A 14,792-nucleotide genomic window follows, 5' to 3' on the forward strand; every position below is an offset into this window, starting at 1 on the left:
GAGCGCGGCGTTTCCCGGCGAGCAAGGCGGGTTTCGGGCTTAGCGCCGGTTTCGGGCGAGCGCGTCCGTTCTCGCCCAGCGAGGAGTGCTCTCGGTGGGGGCTCGTTCGCCGTGAACAGGCCGTGTTTCCGGCGCAGAGGTTGTTCGCGGTGAGCGCGGCTCGTTTCCGGCGGAGCGCCTGTTCCCAGCGGGTACGGCGTGTTCCGGGTGCCTGCCGGCAGGACGGTGCTGGAGATGGGAAACGCGGCGGGAACGAGGGCCCGCCGCGTTTCCGAGGGTGTTACTTGGCGCGTTTGAAGATCTTGCTGCCGAGCCAGACCAGCGGGTCGTACTTGCGGTCGGCGACGCGCTCCTTCATCGGGATCAGCGCGTTGTCCGTGATCTTGATGTGCTCGGGGCACACCTCGGTGCAGCACTTGGTGATGTTGCAGTAGCCGAGCCCGTGGTCCTCCTGGGCCGACTCCTTGCGGTCCGCGACGTCGTACGGGTGCATGTCCAGCTCGGCGATCCGCATCAGGAACCGGGGCCCGGAGAAGGCCGGCTTGTTCTCCTCGTGGTCGCGGACCACGTGGCAGACGTTGTTGCACATGAAGCACTCGATGCACTTGCGGAACTCCTGGGACCGCTCGACATCGACCTGCTGCATCCGGTACTCGCCCGGCCGCACGCCCTCCGGGGGCGTGAAGGACGGCACCTCCCTGGCCTTCTGGTAGTTGTACGAGACGTCGGTGACGAGGTCCTTGATGACGGGGAAGGTGCGCATCGGCGTCACCGTGATCGTCTCGTCCTCGGCGAAGGTCGACATGCGGGTCATGCAGCTCAGCCGCGGCTTGCCGTTGATCTCCACCGAGCAGGAGCCGCACTTGCCGGCCTTGCAGTTCCAGCGCACGGCCAGGTCGGGGGCCTGGGTCGCCTGGAGCCGGTGGATGATGTCGAGGACGACCTCGCCTTCGTTCACCTCGACGGTGAAGTCCTCGAGCTTGCCCTCGCCGCTCTCACCGCGCCAGATCCTGAACTTCGCCTTGTAACTCATTTCGCGATCCTGTCGAACTCGTCCATCTCGTCGTCGGTGAGGTACTTGCTCAGCTCGTCGCGGTCGAACAGAGTGATCAGGTCGTCCCGCATCGCGGGCTGCTCCTGTTCTTCGACCGTGATGGACCCGCCGTCCTCGGTGGAGCAGACCAGCAGCTTGCGCCGCCACTCCGGCCGCATGCCCGGGTGGTCGTCGCGGGTGTGGCCGCCGCGGCTCTCCTCGCGCATCAGCGCGGCCTTGGCCACGCACTCCGACACGAGGACCATGTTGCGCAGGTCGAGCGCGAGGTGCCAGCCGGGGTTGTAGATGCGCGAGCCGCCCGCGCCGACGAGCTGCACGCGCTCCTTGAGCTTCTCCACGACCTCCAGCGCCTCGGTGAGCTCCTCGGCCTTGCGGATGATGCCGGCCAGCTCGTTCATGGTCCGCTGGAGCTCGTGGTGCACTTCGTACGGGTTCTCGCCGCTGGAGCGCTCGAGCGGCGCCAGCGCCTCGGTGCGGGCCGCGTCCACCTGCTCCTGGGCCACCTTGGGCCGGGCGGGCAGCGCGTCCACGTAGGCCGCGGCGCCGGCGCCCGCGCGCCGGCCGAACACCAGCAGGTCCGACAGCGAGTTGCCGCCGAGCCGGTTGGAGCCGTGCATGCCGCCGGACACCTCGCCGGCCGCGAACAGCCCGGGTACGGACGCGCCGCCGGTGTCGGCGTCGACCTCGACGCCGCCCATGATGTAGTGGCAGGTCGGGCCCACCTGCATGGGCTCGGCGGTGATGTCGACGTCGGCCAGCTCCTTGAACTGGTGGTGCATCGACGGCAGCCGCCGCTTGATCTCCTCGGCCGGGAGGCGGGTGGACACGTCCAGGTAGACGCCGCCCTGCGGGGACCCGCGGCCCGCCTTCACCTCGGCGTTGATGGCCCTGGCCACCTCGTCACGGGGGAGCAGCTCCGGAGGCCGGCGGTTGTTGGCCTGGTCGGTGTACCAGCGGTCGCCCTCCTCCTCGGTGGTGGCGTACTTGTCCTTGAACACCTCGGGGATGTACTTGAACATGAAACGCTCGCCCTCGGAGTTGCGCAGCACGCCGCCGTCGCCGCGGACCGACTCGGTGACGAGGATGCCGCGCACGGAGGGCGGCCAGACCATCCCGGTGGGGTGGAACTGGATGAACTCCATGTTGATGAGGTTCGCGCCGGCCAGCAGGGCCAGGGCGTGACCGTCACCGGTGTACTCCCAGGAGTTCGAGGTGACCACGTAGGACTTGCCGATGCCGCCGGTGGCCAGCACCACGGCGGGCGCGTCGAAGAGGACGAAGCTGCCGGTCTCGCGCCAGTAGCCGAACGCCCCGGAGATCCGGTCGCCGTCCTTGAGCAGGCGCGTGACCGTACATTCCTGGAAGACCTTGATGTAGGCCTCGTAGTCGCCGTGCTGCTCGTGGTCCTCCTGCTGGAGGGCCACCACGCGCTGCTGGAGCGTGCGGATCATCTCCAGGCCGGTGCGGTCGCCGACGTGCGCCAGGCGGGGATACTCGTGGCCGCCGAAGTTGCGCTGGCTGATCTTGCCGTCCTTGGTGCGGTCGAAGAGCGCTCCCCAGGCCTCCAGCTCCCAGACCCGGTCCGGCGCCTCCTTCGCGTGCAGCTCGGCCATCCGCCAGTTGTTGAGGAACTTGCCGCCCCGCATGGTGTCGCGGAAGTGCACCATCACGACCTGTCGGTGCAGCTGTACGAGCGCGAGCCTGAACGGGTGGTCCGCGAGGTCGCCAGGGGAGAGCTCGACCTGGTGGTCGTGCAGGACTGGCTCAACCGGCCGATGCCCATCCCCGACGGTCTTTCCAGGAAGACGCTGCTCGAGGACATCGCCGACGTGGCGCTCCCCGTAAACCACCCGCTGGCCGGCGAACGGGAGATCCAGCTGTCCGCGCTCTGCGGCGAGCGGTGGATCAGCTCCTCGCCCGGCACCATCTGCCACGACTGGCTGGTGTTCACGCTGCGCAGCGCCGAGCTGGAGCCGGAGATCGCCTCCATGGCCGACGAGTACCCCACCCAGCTCGCGCTGGTCGCGGCCGGGCTCGGCTGCGCGATCGTGCCGCGCCTGGGCCGCGACCCGGTGCCGGCGGGCGTCCGGCTGGTCCCCCTGCTGCCGCGCCAGACCCGCCGGATCTACGCGCTCTGGCGCAGCGACGCCGCCCGCCGCCCCGCCATCAGGGCGACGGTCGACGCTCTCGTACGGGCGGGCGAAACCGCGCAGGACGGCTGGATCAGCTGAGCGCGATGGCCACCACGCCGCCGACGATCACGCCCGCGGCCAGCAGGCGGTGGCGCAGCCCGTCCTCGGCGAGCAGCCGCCCGCCCAGCACGACCGCGATCAGCACGCTGATCTCGCGCGCCGGCGCGACCAGGCTCACCGGCGCCCTGGTGAACGCCACCAGCACCAGCAGGTAGGACACGAAGATGAGCACCGCCGCCGTCACGATCGTGCCCCGGTGCGCCCGCCAGGCCGCCGCCATCAGCGCCCGCCTCCGCCCGCGCAGCACGAAAGGGGCCAGCACGATCATGCGCCCCACCTCGCCCAGGTAGTTGAGCAGGATCGGCGCCACCGCGAAGGTGCTCACCACCCGCGAGTCCCACACCGTGTAGGCGGCGATGAACACCCCGGTGGCCAGCCCGAACGCCAGCCCCTTCAGGTCCGCCCCGCCGGCGCGCCCGCTCATCAGGAACACCCCGGCGCCCACCAGGAGGATCCCGGCGATCCCCACCGGCGTCGGCCGCTCGCCCAGGAACAGCACCGCCACCAGGCTCGCCAGCATCGGCCCTGTGCCGCGCGCCACCGGGTAGACGATCGACAGGTCGCCGCTGCCGTACCCCCGCTGCAGCAGCAGGAAGTACGTCATGTGGATCGCGGTGCTGACCGCGATCACCGCCAGGTCAGCCCACCCCACCCGGGGCCGCGCCACCAGCAGGAACCCGGCGAACAGCGGGCTCCACACCACCGCGCCTGCCGCCGCCACGAGCCAGACGAACACCAGGCCGTCGACGTGCGCGGCCTTCTTGCTCAGGAGGTTCCACGACGCGTGCGCGACGGCCGCGACCAGGACGAGAACCAGAGCCAGAGGATCCAATCGGCGGCTCCTTCCGGGAGGCCCCGACTTTACTCCGGTGGCGATCAGCCCTGGCGATCAGGGACCGCCGAGCGGATAAGCTGAGGCCACCATGGCTGAAACCACCGTCGTCCACCTGCTGCGCCACGGTGAGGTGCACAATCCCGGCGGCATTCTCTACGGCAGGCTGCCGGGCTACCACCTGTCCGAGACGGGCGAGCTGATGGCCAAGACCGTCGCCAAGGCGGTGTCCGGGCGCGACATCGTGGCCGTCTACAGCTCGCCGCTGGAGCGCGCCCGCGAGACCGCGGCCCCCGTCGCGGCCGCCCACGGGCTTGAGGTGATCATCGAGGAGCGGCTGCTGGAGGCCGGCAACCTGCTCGAAGGCCGGGCCGTCGGGCAAGGGCTGCAGATCCTGCGCAGCCCGCGCAACTACCGCTACTTCTGGAACCCGATGCGTCCTTCCTGGGGCGAGCCCTATCCGGTGATCGTCGCGCGCATGCGCACGGCCATCGACGACGCCAGGGAGGCGGGGCGCGGCCACGAGGTCGTCATGGTCAGCCACCAGCTGCCCATCTGGGCCGTCCGGATGGCGGCGGAGGGCCGGCGCAGGCTCTGGCACGACCCGAGACGCAGGCAGTGCGCCCTGGCCAGCCTGACCTCGTTCACGTTCGAGGGCGACCGGCTCGTCAGCGTCGGCTACAGCGAGCCTGCCGGGTCGATCGACAGGGGCCCCAGCGTGCCGGGCGCCTGACCGCGCCGGTAGAGTTGCAAGCTCTACCGCTTGTAGTACAAGGAGATCTTCCTCCCGTGCGCGCCAAGTCAATCTCCCTGGTCCTCCTCGCCGTTCTGGTGACGGGATGCGCCGGCAGTCAGAGCGGGCAACCGCAGGCGGGCGACACGCGATTCGTCGCGGGCGACGGGAAGATGCAGGTGTTCGAGGCCGCCGACCGCAAGCCGGCGCCGGCGGTCGAGGGCCCGACCCTCGACGGCGGCACCGCCTCGCTGGCCGCGCACAAGGGCAAGGTCGTCGTGATCAACTTCTGGGCGTCCTGGTGCGCGCCCTGCCGGGCCGAAGCCCCGGTGCTCAAGGAGGTCGCGGCCGAGACCAAGGCCGGCGGCGTGGAGTTCATCGGCGTCGACTTCAAGGACCGCAAGGCCGACGCGCTGGCCTTCGAACGCACCGAGGGCACGGGTTACCCGAGCATCTACGACCAGCCGGGCAAGGTCGCCCTGGCCTTCCAGGGCACGGTGCCGCCCGCCGCCATCCCGTCCACGCTCATCATCGACAAGCAGGGCCGGATCGCGGCCAGGGCGCTCGGCGCGGTCCGCTACACCGACCTGAAGAACGCGGTGCTCAAGGTGCGCGATGAGTGACGTCGTCGCGTCCGGCTCCCTGCTGCTGGCCGTGCCGATCGCGTTGCTGGCGGGGCTGGTGTCGTTCCTGTCGCCGTGCGTGCTGCCGCTGGTCCCTGGCTATCTCTCGTACGTGACGGGCATGAGCGACGATCCCAAGCGGGGGCGGCTGGTGCTCGGCACCACGCTGTTCGTGGCCGGGTTCGGGGCCGTGTTCGTGCTCAGCGGCGCCCTGTTCGGCCAGCTCGGCCAGGCCATGCTGGTGAACGCCGACCTGATCACGCGGGTGCTCGGTGTGCTGACGATCCTGCTCGGGCTGGCCTTCATGGGCGTCTTCCCGCAGCTGATGCGCGACGTGCGCATCCACAGGCTGCCCGCCGCGGGGCTCGCCGGGGCGCCGCTGCTCGGTGTGGTGTTCGGGCTCGGCTGGACGCCGTGCATCGGGCCCACCCTGGCCGTGGTGCTCACGCTCGGGCTGAACGAGGGCAGCGCCTCGCGCGGCGCGCTGCTGGCCGTCGCCTACGCGCTGGGGCTCGGGCTGCCGTTCGTCGTCGCCGCCCTGGCCTACAGCAAGGCGCTGCGCACCTTCCGCGCCATCCGCCGCCACTCCCGGCTGATCACCAGGATCGGCGGCGGCATGATGGTGGCCGTCGGGGTGGCCCTGGTCACCGGCCTGTGGGGAGAGATGATCGCGACCATGCAAGGGCTCATCGGCGGATTCAGGCCGGTGATCTGATGACTGTCTCCGACCTGGAGCGGAAGCAGGAGCCGAAGCGGGCGGGGCTGGGCCCGGCGGGCTGGCTCCGCTGGTCCTGGCGCACGCTCACCTCGATGAAGACGGCGCTGCTCCTGCTGTTCCTGTTCGCGCTGGCCAGCATCCCCGGCTCACTGATCCCGCAGCGCGGCGTCGAGCCCGACCAGGTGGCGCGCCTCTACGACGAGAGCCCGGACCTGGCCGTCTGGTACGACCGGTTCCAGCTCTTCGACGTCTTCAGCTCCGTCTGGTTCGCCGCCATCTACCTGCTGCTGTTCACCTCGCTGATCGGCTGCATCGTCCCGCGCACCGGCACCTACCTGCGCGAGCTGCGCCGCAAGCCGCCCGCCGCGCCGCGCAACCTGTCCCGGCTGCCCCACCACGCCGCCTTCGAGAGCGACCTGACCGTCGAGGAGGCCGCCCGGCGGCTGCGCAAACTGCGTTTCCGGGTGGTTACCGGAGACGGCTGGGTGGCCGCCGAGAAGGGCTACCTGCGCGAGACCGGCAACCTGCTCTTCCACGTCGCGCTGCTCGGCCTGCTGGCGGCCGTCGGCATCGGCTCCGTGTTCGGCTACCGCGGCAACGTGCTCGTGGTCGAGGGCGACGGGTTCGCCAACACCGTCGCCGCCTACGACCGCTACATGCCGGGGCCGCGGGTCAACGCCGAGTCGCTGGAGCCGTTCGCCTTCGAGCTGAGCGACTTCCAGGCGACCTACCAGGTGGGCGGCGACAACTCGGGCCAGGAGCTCGACTACTCCGCCCATCTCAAGGTCAACGACTCGCCGGGCGCGCCCGCCCGCGACTACGAGCTGAAGGTCAACGAGCCGCTCGACGTCAACGGCACCCAGACTTACCTCATCGGCCACGGCTACGCCCCCGAGTTCCGGGTCACCGACGGCGAGGGGCAGGTCGCCTTCGAGGGGCCGGTGCCGTGCCTCATCGAGGACAAGCCGACGCTCACCTCCGGCTGCGTGGTCAAGGTGCCCGACGCCCAGCCGTCGCAGCTCGGGTTCCTGCTGCGCTTCCTGCCGACCAGCACGCCGCTCACGGACGGCGGTCACGCCTCGTCCTTCCCCGGCGCGGTCGTCCCGGAGGTGCAGGTTCTCGGCGCGTTCAGCGGCGACCTGGGGCTGCGCTCGGGTGTGCCGCAGTCCGTGTACGAGCTCGCCCCGCCCGAGATCATGAAGAAGCTCGACCCGCTGGTGATGGGCGAGGCGGCGGGCGACCCGCTGGCCGTGGGCAAGTCGCTGGAGCTGCCCGGCGGGGCGGGCAAACTGGAGTTCACCGGCGTCAAGGAGTGGATCACGCTCCAGATCGCCTACGACCCCGGCCGGCTCCCGGCCCTGCTGGCGGCCGGCACGGCCACCATCGCCATCGTGTTCTCGCTCGTGATCCGCCGCCGCCGGGTGTGGGTGCGGGTCAAGGACGGCAGGGCCGACGTGGGTGGGCTCACCCGCACCGAGGGCTCCGCGGCGGGGTTCGCCGAGGAGTTCGACGAGATCGTCAAGGAACTAGCAGGAGACAAGGATGTCCGCTGAGACACTGGCAGAGCTGAGCGACCTGTTCGTGGTCGCCGCCGTCCTGCTCTACCTGGCAGCCATGATCGGGTTCGCCGTCGAGCTCGCGTTCGGCCGGGCGCGCGCCGAGACCCGCCAGGTACGGGGCGGCGCCCGCGTTCCGGTGGGCGTGGGCGCCGAGGGCGACACGCCGCACCCGGGAGAGATCGCGGAGGCGTCAGGCGGAGCCGTGGCCGAAGGGCCCGAGACGCCGGCCTGGGCGCGCAAGGCCGGCACGGTCGCGCTGGTGATCGCCTGGCTCGGCTGGGCCGCCAACCTGACCGCCATCGCCACGCGCGGCCTGGCTGTCGACCGGTGGCCGTGGGGCAACATGTACGAGTTCGTGGTGGCCATCTGCTTCGCCGCCGTGACCGCGTTCCTGGTCGCCCACCTGCGGCAGAACATCCGCTTCCTCGGGGCCTTCGTCATGGTCTCGGCCGCGCTGGGGCTCGGGCTGGCCGTGCTCAAGTTCTACACGGTGGCGGGGCCGGTGGTGCCGGCGCTCAACTCCTACTGGATCGCCATCCACGTCTCGGCCGCGATCCTGGCCAGCGGCATGTTCGTGCTGGCCGGGGCGTCGGGTGTCCTCTACCTGATCCGCGGTGACGGGCTGTCGCGGCTGCCGTCCAAGGACGACCTGGAGAAGGTCGCGCACAAGGCCATCGTGGTGGCGTTCCCGCTGTGGACGTTCGCCGTCATCGCGGGCGCGCTCTGGGCGGACAAGGCGTGGGGCCGCTACTGGGGCTGGGACCCCAAGGAGGTCTGGTCGTTCATCACCTGGATCGGCTACGCGGCCTACCTCCACGCCCGCGTCACGGCGGGCTGGCGCGGGAACAAGGCGACCATCGTCCAGCTCGTCGCCTTCGCCTGCCTGCTGTTCAACCTGTTCGGCGTGAACATCTTCATCTCCGGGCTCCACAGCTACGCCGACGTCGGCTGACGCGTACCGCGGGCAGCGGAAAGACACCCGGTGGCGGCGCCGGGTGTCACTTCTGTGGTCGGAGGGGGTCGGCGGGGGGTGTGGGGGAGCCCGTCAGGCCTCGGACTCGCCGCGGAGGCGGCGCTCGAGCTCCTTCAGGAAGTCGGGGTCGTCGTCGGGGCCCTTGGGCATGACCCCGGCCTCACCGGCGACCGGACGTGCCGCGACGACGGCCTTGGGACGGCCGCGCATCATCCAGAAAACGCCGCCGACAATGGGGACCGCGGCGACGATGATCAACCACACGGCTTTGGGGGACTGCTGGACCTCTTCCTCGGGGGTCGTGATGACATCGAACAACGAGAACAGCCAGAAGGCCAGAAGAGCCAGGCCGATTAGAACACCTGCCATGCCCGAACTGTAAGCCATCTTGAGACCGATCGTGCCACCTGATGTCCCATTCAGGATGACTAAGGAAGATCTGCGTCGTACCGTGGAACCCGGTTCCCCCGGGCTGGCGAGAGGTGCGATGGCCATTTCCAGTGACAAGGGACGCCATCGGCGGGGCCGATGGTGGCGGCGCGGGTCCTACCTCTTCTCCCGGCGCACCGAGGCGCCACCCGAGGCGGAGCGCTCGTTCTGGTCCGCCCGCCGCGGCAACCGTACCCGTGAGGTCGACGCCAGGCCGCCGGGCATGGGGGACACCGCGGAGCCGGAACGGTCCCGGCACGCGGGGAAGGACCAGCGTCCCGAGCGCTCGCGCCGTCCGGAGAAGGACCGTGACAAGGACCGGCCGCGCCGCTGGGAGGGACGCGAGCGGCTGTCCGCCGCGGTCGTCGAGGAGCCGCGCTACACCTGGCACGACTTCGAGCTCCTGGACGCCTTACCCCGGGCGCAGCCCAACCGCCCCGACGCGCCGCCGATGGGCGACGGGCTGCGCCACTGCGGCAAGCTGGAGCGGATCCTGCACCGCCAGTGGGACGCCAGGCTGGGCCCGCCGCCCCCCGAGGTGGTCCGGGCCGTGGAGAGTCTGGCGAGGCTGCCCGACCGGCTCAAGGAGAAGCTGGCCGCCGGCCTCGAAGGCATCTACGTCGGCCCCGGCGGCGTTCCCGACCTGGACGACATGGGCTATCTGCGCGGCGCGCCGCTGCCGTCGGGCCGTGCCACCTGGGACATCTGCGCGGGCGCGTACGGCGAGCGCAAGATCGTGGTGGGTGACCGGCCGTCGCCGACGCCCGACGTGATGATGCACGAGGTGGGGCACGCCATCGACGACATCGACTCGGCGTTCGGCGAGTGGGTCTCCGACTCGCCGGACTTCGCGGCGCTGTTCGAGCGGGTGGAGCCGCTGCTGGTGTCCGCGTTCCACCGGCAGGGCGGCGGGCTGGGCCGCAAGGAGTTCTTCGCCGACGCCTTCGCCGCGATCGCCGCGCGCCAGCGTCCGGCCCTGGTGGACATGCTCGGCGGCAACACGCGGCTGGCGCTCGACGTCATGCTGTTCTTCAACAGGCGCTACGGAATCTAGGTGGTAGGCCATGTACGTCATCCGGCTCGCTGACGGCACCCTGAGGGTGCCGCGGAGCCTGGCCAGCGAGGACGGGCGTCTGATCGGCAACGGCTTCGTGGAGATCGGGCCGGACGACCCCGACTACGGCCAATGGCTGCCCGAGTCGGTGACCGAGGAGGAGGCCGCCGAGCGCCGGCGTCGCTGGGTGGAGGAGAACGACGCGCTGGAGCGGGAGTTCCTGGCGTTCAAGGCGGACCAGGACGAGACCTGAGTCCGCCGGAGTGGGGAGAGTGGGCAGGAAGTCTCGCCGGGGCGGGGGCGGCTCGGCGGCCTGGCAGGCGCCAGCCACGATCGGCGGTTGGCGCCTTTCACCGTGCTCGCCGCGGGTTGGACCAGTGAGCACGCGGACCGAGGTCCCGTCTCGGTGATCCTGGCTCGCAGGATCACCGACCAGACGGCACGTCAGACGCGCGGGGACTCACCTGCCGGCCTGTCGGCCGTAAGAACGTCCTCGCCTCGGAGAAGGGCGTGCACTTCCGACTCGCGGAAACGCCGGTGCCCTCCGGGGGTGCGGATACTGCTGATGCGGCCTGCCGCAGCCCAGCGCGTAACCGTCTTTGGGTCTACCCGGAAGAGGGCGGCAACCTCTCCAGGGGTCAGCAGACGCTCGCTGCTACTCTCCACCAATCTCTCCCCCTCGCATCCCGCTTCCTGCCAGCGGGCGGACAGGTAACTAGTGTGTCGAGCGAAGCCTGATTTATCCGTGGTTTTCTACAAAGATCACGGGTTGTTATCAGCTGACTGCCCGATTGTTATATGATAGAGCCTCTTTGGGGCTCTCGTGGGTGTTTCTTTACGAAACACCCTAACTGGGAACAGTAGCAGCGCTCGCGCCCGATGCGAAGAGCGAGCGGTGCGAGGGGCCGAGTAATCTCGACACCGTGCATCCCGTTCTCGTTTACACCGCCTCGCGGATCGGCCTGTTCGTCATTGCCTTCGGCGTGTTGTGGCTGACTGGGCTGCAGCACCCCCTGCTCCTGATCGGGGGCGCGTTCCTGGTCAGCGGATTCGCCAGCTTCGTCCTGCTGTCCAAGCAGCGTGACGCGGTGAGCGCCCGCCTCAGCAACAAGCTGGACCGCCCCAAGCCGCAGGACGACTAGGGCAGAGGGAACATGCCAATCCGGGCATGGTACTCCCCACCGAGTCTCGTCGTGTCGCTACCGACAAGTAGTCCTGTGGGATGCGCGTAAAACGCCTTCACGCCGATCCCGCGCTCCCGGCCCGGATTCCAACTCAGCGCCTTTCCGGTGCGCGGATGAATGACCCCGATGCCCTCGCGCGGCACCGCCCCCGGACCTGCGGAGTCGCGGCCCTGCGGATTGTTCAGCCAGCGCTGGTGACCGCCCACGTACACGGCCGCGCCGGTGACCGACACCGAGTAGAGCGAGTCGCCGCCGGTGCTGTTGGTCCAGGTGGGTTCGAGGTCCTTGCCGCTCGCGTACGTCTCGAACCGGGCGGCGGTGTCGCACATGCCGCGGCGCGGGCCGCCGGTGGTGACGACCACGAAGTAGCGGCCGTCCGGTGAGACGTCCAGGCCGCGCACGTACCAGGGGAACGCCTCCATGCACGTGCCGGTGTAGACGCCGGTGCGCCACGGGGCGACCCTGGCCACGGGGCGGCTCACGTCCACGACGCCGAGCTGCGGGCGCGAGTGCCCGTCGAGGGTGGTGAAGTTGCCGTCGACCACCAGCCGGTCCTTGGTCAGAGCCAGGGCGTGCACCCTGACCTTCCTGGTGAGCGGCTCGCCGGGGACGACGCCGAAGTCCGCGTCGACCGCGCCGGTGGCGGCGTCCAGCCGGGCCAGGGCGGCACGCGGGCGGGTGAAGTCGCCGCCCGCGTAGAGGTGGGAGCCGCGCAGCGCGAGCGTGGTGACGGCGCCGCCGGACACGCGCGGCTTGAAGGACTTCAGCGGCCGTCCGGTGGCCAGGTCGAGCCGGGCCAGGGCGCGGGCCGGGGTGGCGCCGACGACCGAGAAGTCGCCGCCCACGTAGACCGTGCCGTCGGGGCCGGGGGCCAGGCTGTGGACCGTTCCTCCCACATCGGGGGAGAAGTCGGTCAGCACGCGGCCGGTCCGCAGGTCGTAGGCGAACAGGTTGTCGCGTGCGTACCTCACGGTCCTGGACGCGTCGGCCACCTCGCTGAAGGAGCCGCCGACGACGACGGTGCCGCCGACGACGGTGATGGAGTGGACGATGCCGTCGAGCACGTGAGGGGTGCTGTCGACAGGGTCGGCCGAGACCACGCCGGAATGCGCGGTGGGGGCCGCTGCGATGATCGCCGCCAGGGCGACTCGGGCAAGCATTCAGCAATTCTTAGCAGACGGTAAGTAATCTCGTGGCTACTTTCCGTCAATTGTCGGGTTGGCCATAGGCTTGACTCCATGACGCGCGCTCAACTGGACAAGAAGCCGGGGGAGGTCGCGGCGATGTTCGACCGCACCGCCCGGCGCTACGACCTGGTCAACGACGTGATCTCCCTCGGGCAGGTCAGGCTGTGGCGCAAGGCGGTGGCCCAGGCCGTCGACGCCGGTCCCGGCGAGGTCGTGCTCGACCTCGGCGCCGGCACGGGCATGTCCACCGAGTCCTTCACCGGGCTGGGCGCGCGGGCGATCGCCTCCGACTTCTCGCTCGGCATGCTCCGGGTGGGCGTACGGCGCCGCGGCGGCAACGCGCTGGCCGGCGAGGGGATCCCGTTCGTCGCCGGTGACGCGATGCGGCTGCCGTTCGCCGACGACTCGTTCGACGCGGTGACGATCTCGGTCGCGCTGCGCAACGTGCACGACACCGGCCAGGCGCTGCGCGAGATGCTCAGGGTGACCAGGCCGGGCGGACGGCTGGTGGTCATGGAGTTCTCCCACGTCACCGTGCCGGTGCTGGACCTGGTCTACCGCGAGTATTTGATGAGGCTGCTGCCCAAGGTCGCCCAGGTGTTCGGCTCCAACGACGACTCCTACGAGTATCTGGCGGAGTCGATCAGAGACTGGCCCGACCAGCGGAGGCTGGCGCGTACGATTCAGGAAGCCGGCTGGGGGCGCGTCGCCTGGCGCAACCTGACCTGCGGCATCGTGGCCATTCACCGGGGCTTCAAGCCGTCCGTCCCGGAAGCGTGACGGCGGGCATGATCTACTGGGTCATGAAGGCCCCCCGGCTGCCACTTTGTCCTGGAAAAGGGTTAGACTGACGGGCCGGAAAGTTTGTGAAGAGGTTCACAAAGGACCACGCCCGGATAACACCCCGTTGTAGGAACAGGACCAGGCCCGTGACCGTGCCAGCAGCCCGCAAGGCTGACGCCGACGTCATCGTCGTCGGCGCCGGTCCCGCCGGTTCCGCGACCGCCTTCTACCTCGCGCGGGCCGGCCTCGACGTGCTCGTGCTGGAGAAGACCCGGTTCCCCAGGGAGAAGGTCTGCGGCGACGGCCTGACCCCGCGCGCCGTCAAGCAACTGCTCAACATGGGCGTCGACGTCGACGGCCCCGGCTGGGTCAGGAACAAGGGCCTGCGCGTGGTCGGCGGCGGCCTGCGGTTCGAGCTCGACTGGCCCCAGCTGGAGCGCTTCCCCGACTTCGGCCTCGTCCGCACCCGCCAGGACTTCGACCAGATACTCGCCGCCCACGCGGAGGCGGCCGGCGCGCGCCTGATGCAGGGCGTCACCGTCACCGGCCCGGTGCTCGACGACCGCAGCGGCCACGTCACCGGCGTGACCACCAAGGACGGCGCGACCTACCGCGCCCGTGTGGTGGTGGCCGCCGACGGCAACAGCACCCGCCTGGCCCTCGGCATGGGCCTGCACAAGCGCGAGGACCGCCCGATGGGCGTGGCGGTGCGCACCTACTTCACGAGTCCCCGCCACGACGACGACTACCTCGAGACCTGGCTGGAGCTGTGGGACGAGGAGACGCTGCTGCCCGGCTACGGCTGGGTGTTCGGCGTCGGCGACGGCACCGCCAACGTGGGGCTCGGGCTGCTCAACACCAGCTCCCACTTCGGCAACATCGACTACCGCGACCTGCTCAAGCGGTGGTGCAAGGCCATGCCCGCCGAGTGGGGCTTCACCGAGGAGAACATGACGGCCCCGATCCGCGGCGCCGCCCTCCCGATGGCCTTCAACCGGCAGCCCCACTACACCCGCGGTCTCGTCCTGGTCGGCGACTCCGGCGGGTCGATCAACCCGTTCAACGGCGAGGGCATCGCCTACGCGATGGAGACCGGCGAGATCGCCGCCGAGGTCATCGCCCGCGCGCTCGCTCCCCGCACCACCCCCGCGCAGCGCGAACGCCTGCTGCGCGACTATCCGCGCCTGCTCAAGGACGCCTACGGCGGCTACTTCACCCTGGGCAGGGTGTTCGTCGAAGCGATCGGGAGGCCGGGTGTGATGAGCTTCGGCACCAGGCATGGGCTTCCCCACCCCAGACTGATGCGCTTCGCGCTCAAACTCCTTGGTAATCTCACCGACCGGCGAGGCGATGCGTCAGACAAGATCATCAACGCACTCTCGAAAGTCGCGCCACGAGCATGATTCCCACA

General features: G+C 70.2%; 17 protein-coding genes. 11 read left to right on the forward strand and 6 right to left on the reverse strand.

Going from position 1 to position 14,792, the window contains the following annotated elements; all coding sequences use genetic code 11:
* Positions 1–280: 280 nt before the first annotated feature.
* Together AB0K05_RS34025 and AB0K05_RS34030 are read right to left on the reverse strand one after the other, a co-directional pair.
* Entirely contained in the window at positions 281–1,033 is a 753-nt protein-coding gene (locus AB0K05_RS34025; protein WP_148029212.1) for a succinate dehydrogenase/fumarate reductase iron-sulfur subunit, read from the reverse strand.
* A complete protein-coding gene (locus AB0K05_RS34030; protein ID WP_364234822.1) occupies positions 1,030–2,721 on the reverse strand; it encodes a fumarate reductase/succinate dehydrogenase flavoprotein subunit in 1,692 nt (563 codons plus the stop codon). Before AB0K05_RS34030 ends, AB0K05_RS34025 begins: the two co-directional genes overlap by 4 nt.
* On the opposite strand from AB0K05_RS34030, the gene AB0K05_RS34035 reads away from it, so the two are divergent.
* Positions 2,713–3,285, forward strand: a complete 573-nt coding sequence (locus AB0K05_RS34035; protein WP_364234677.1) for a LysR substrate-binding domain-containing protein — start codon at positions 2,713–2,715, stop codon at positions 3,283–3,285. The two genes, AB0K05_RS34030 and AB0K05_RS34035, sit on opposite strands and share 9 nt — an antisense overlap.
* Here the strand turns inward: AB0K05_RS34035 and AB0K05_RS34040 are convergent.
* Positions 3,278–4,138 carry a DMT family transporter gene (locus AB0K05_RS34040; protein ID WP_364234679.1) on the reverse strand — a complete coding sequence of 287 codons (861 nt, stop codon included), beginning with the start codon at positions 4,136–4,138 and terminating at the stop codon, positions 3,278–3,280. The genes AB0K05_RS34035 and AB0K05_RS34040 overlap by 8 nt on opposite strands.
* A gap of 91 nt (positions 4,139–4,229) precedes the next feature.
* Between AB0K05_RS34040 and AB0K05_RS34045 the strand changes: the two genes are divergently transcribed.
* Genes AB0K05_RS34045 through ccsA form a run of 5 tightly spaced genes read left to right on the forward strand, consistent with a single transcriptional unit; the run spans position 4,230 to position 8,723 of the window.
* Positions 4,230–4,871 carry a histidine phosphatase family protein gene (locus AB0K05_RS34045; protein WP_219544844.1) on the forward strand — a complete coding sequence of 214 codons (642 nt, stop codon included), beginning with the start codon at positions 4,230–4,232 and terminating at the stop codon, positions 4,869–4,871.
* A gap of 56 nt (positions 4,872–4,927) precedes the next feature.
* Entirely contained in the window at positions 4,928–5,494 is a 567-nt protein-coding gene (locus AB0K05_RS34050) for a TlpA disulfide reductase family protein (RefSeq protein WP_219544845.1), read from the forward strand.
* A complete protein-coding gene (locus tag AB0K05_RS34055; RefSeq protein ID WP_219544846.1) occupies positions 5,487–6,209 on the forward strand; it encodes a cytochrome c biogenesis protein CcdA in 723 nt (240 codons plus the stop codon). Before AB0K05_RS34050 ends, AB0K05_RS34055 begins: the two co-directional genes overlap by 8 nt.
* Positions 6,209–7,765 (forward strand): cytochrome c biogenesis protein ResB, encoded by a 1,557-nt coding sequence (locus AB0K05_RS34060; protein ID WP_364234684.1) that lies wholly within the window; start codon positions 6,209–6,211, stop codon positions 7,763–7,765. The genes AB0K05_RS34055 and AB0K05_RS34060 overlap by 1 nt, the downstream gene beginning before the upstream one ends.
* Positions 7,755–8,723 (forward strand): cytochrome c biogenesis protein CcsA, encoded by a 969-nt coding sequence (ccsA, locus tag AB0K05_RS34065; protein WP_364234686.1) that lies wholly within the window; start codon positions 7,755–7,757, stop codon positions 8,721–8,723. Before AB0K05_RS34060 ends, ccsA begins: the two co-directional genes overlap by 11 nt.
* 93 nt (positions 8,724–8,816) lie before the next feature.
* Here the strand turns inward: ccsA and AB0K05_RS34070 are convergent, their stop codons facing one another.
* Positions 8,817–9,131, reverse strand: a complete 315-nt coding sequence (locus AB0K05_RS34070; protein ID WP_187281591.1) for a PLD nuclease N-terminal domain-containing protein — start codon at positions 9,129–9,131, stop codon at positions 8,817–8,819.
* A gap of 100 nt (positions 9,132–9,231) precedes the next feature.
* Here AB0K05_RS34070 and AB0K05_RS34075 point away from each other — a divergent pair, with 100 nt between their 5' ends.
* Both AB0K05_RS34075 and AB0K05_RS34080 read left to right on the forward strand, forming a co-directional pair.
* On the forward strand, positions 9,232–10,227 hold the full coding sequence (locus AB0K05_RS34075; protein WP_148036365.1) for a hypothetical protein: 996 nt from the start codon (positions 9,232–9,234) through the stop codon (positions 10,225–10,227).
* Positions 10,228–10,237: 10 nt separating this feature from the next.
* Positions 10,238–10,480, forward strand: coding sequence for a hypothetical protein (locus AB0K05_RS34080; RefSeq protein ID WP_148036366.1), 243 nt, complete (start codon positions 10,238–10,240; stop codon positions 10,478–10,480).
* Between the two features lie 191 nt (positions 10,481–10,671).
* Here AB0K05_RS34080 and AB0K05_RS34085 read toward each other — a convergent pair whose 3' ends face one another.
* Positions 10,672–10,893, reverse strand: coding sequence for a BldC family transcriptional regulator (locus AB0K05_RS34085; RefSeq protein WP_026214226.1), 222 nt, complete (start codon positions 10,891–10,893; stop codon positions 10,672–10,674).
* A 257-nt stretch (positions 10,894–11,150) separates the two neighbouring features.
* On the opposite strand from AB0K05_RS34085, the gene AB0K05_RS34090 reads away from it, so the two are divergent.
* Complete coding sequence (locus AB0K05_RS34090; RefSeq protein ID WP_148036367.1) at positions 11,151–11,369, forward strand: DUF4229 domain-containing protein; 219 nt, start codon at positions 11,151–11,153, stop codon at positions 11,367–11,369.
* Here the strand turns inward: AB0K05_RS34090 and AB0K05_RS34095 are convergent.
* Positions 11,366–12,571, reverse strand: a complete 1,206-nt coding sequence (locus AB0K05_RS34095) for a hypothetical protein (RefSeq protein ID WP_364234689.1) — start codon at positions 12,569–12,571, stop codon at positions 11,366–11,368. The genes AB0K05_RS34090 and AB0K05_RS34095 overlap by 4 nt on opposite strands.
* Before the next feature lie 78 nt (positions 12,572–12,649).
* Between AB0K05_RS34095 and AB0K05_RS34100 the strand changes: the two genes are divergently transcribed.
* Positions 12,650–13,378: a demethylmenaquinone methyltransferase gene (locus AB0K05_RS34100; RefSeq protein WP_364234691.1), complete on the forward strand. Its 729-nt coding sequence runs from the start codon at positions 12,650–12,652 to the stop codon at positions 13,376–13,378.
* A gap of 149 nt (positions 13,379–13,527) precedes the next feature.
* Entirely contained in the window at positions 13,528–14,784 is a 1,257-nt protein-coding gene (locus tag AB0K05_RS34105; RefSeq protein WP_364234693.1) for a geranylgeranyl reductase family protein, read from the forward strand.
* Positions 14,785–14,792 lie beyond the last annotated feature (8 nt).

The organism is Nonomuraea sp. NPDC049486, from assembly GCF_040676925.1.
Classification (GTDB): Bacteria; Actinomycetota; Actinomycetes; order Streptosporangiales; family Streptosporangiaceae; genus Nonomuraea; species Nonomuraea ferruginea.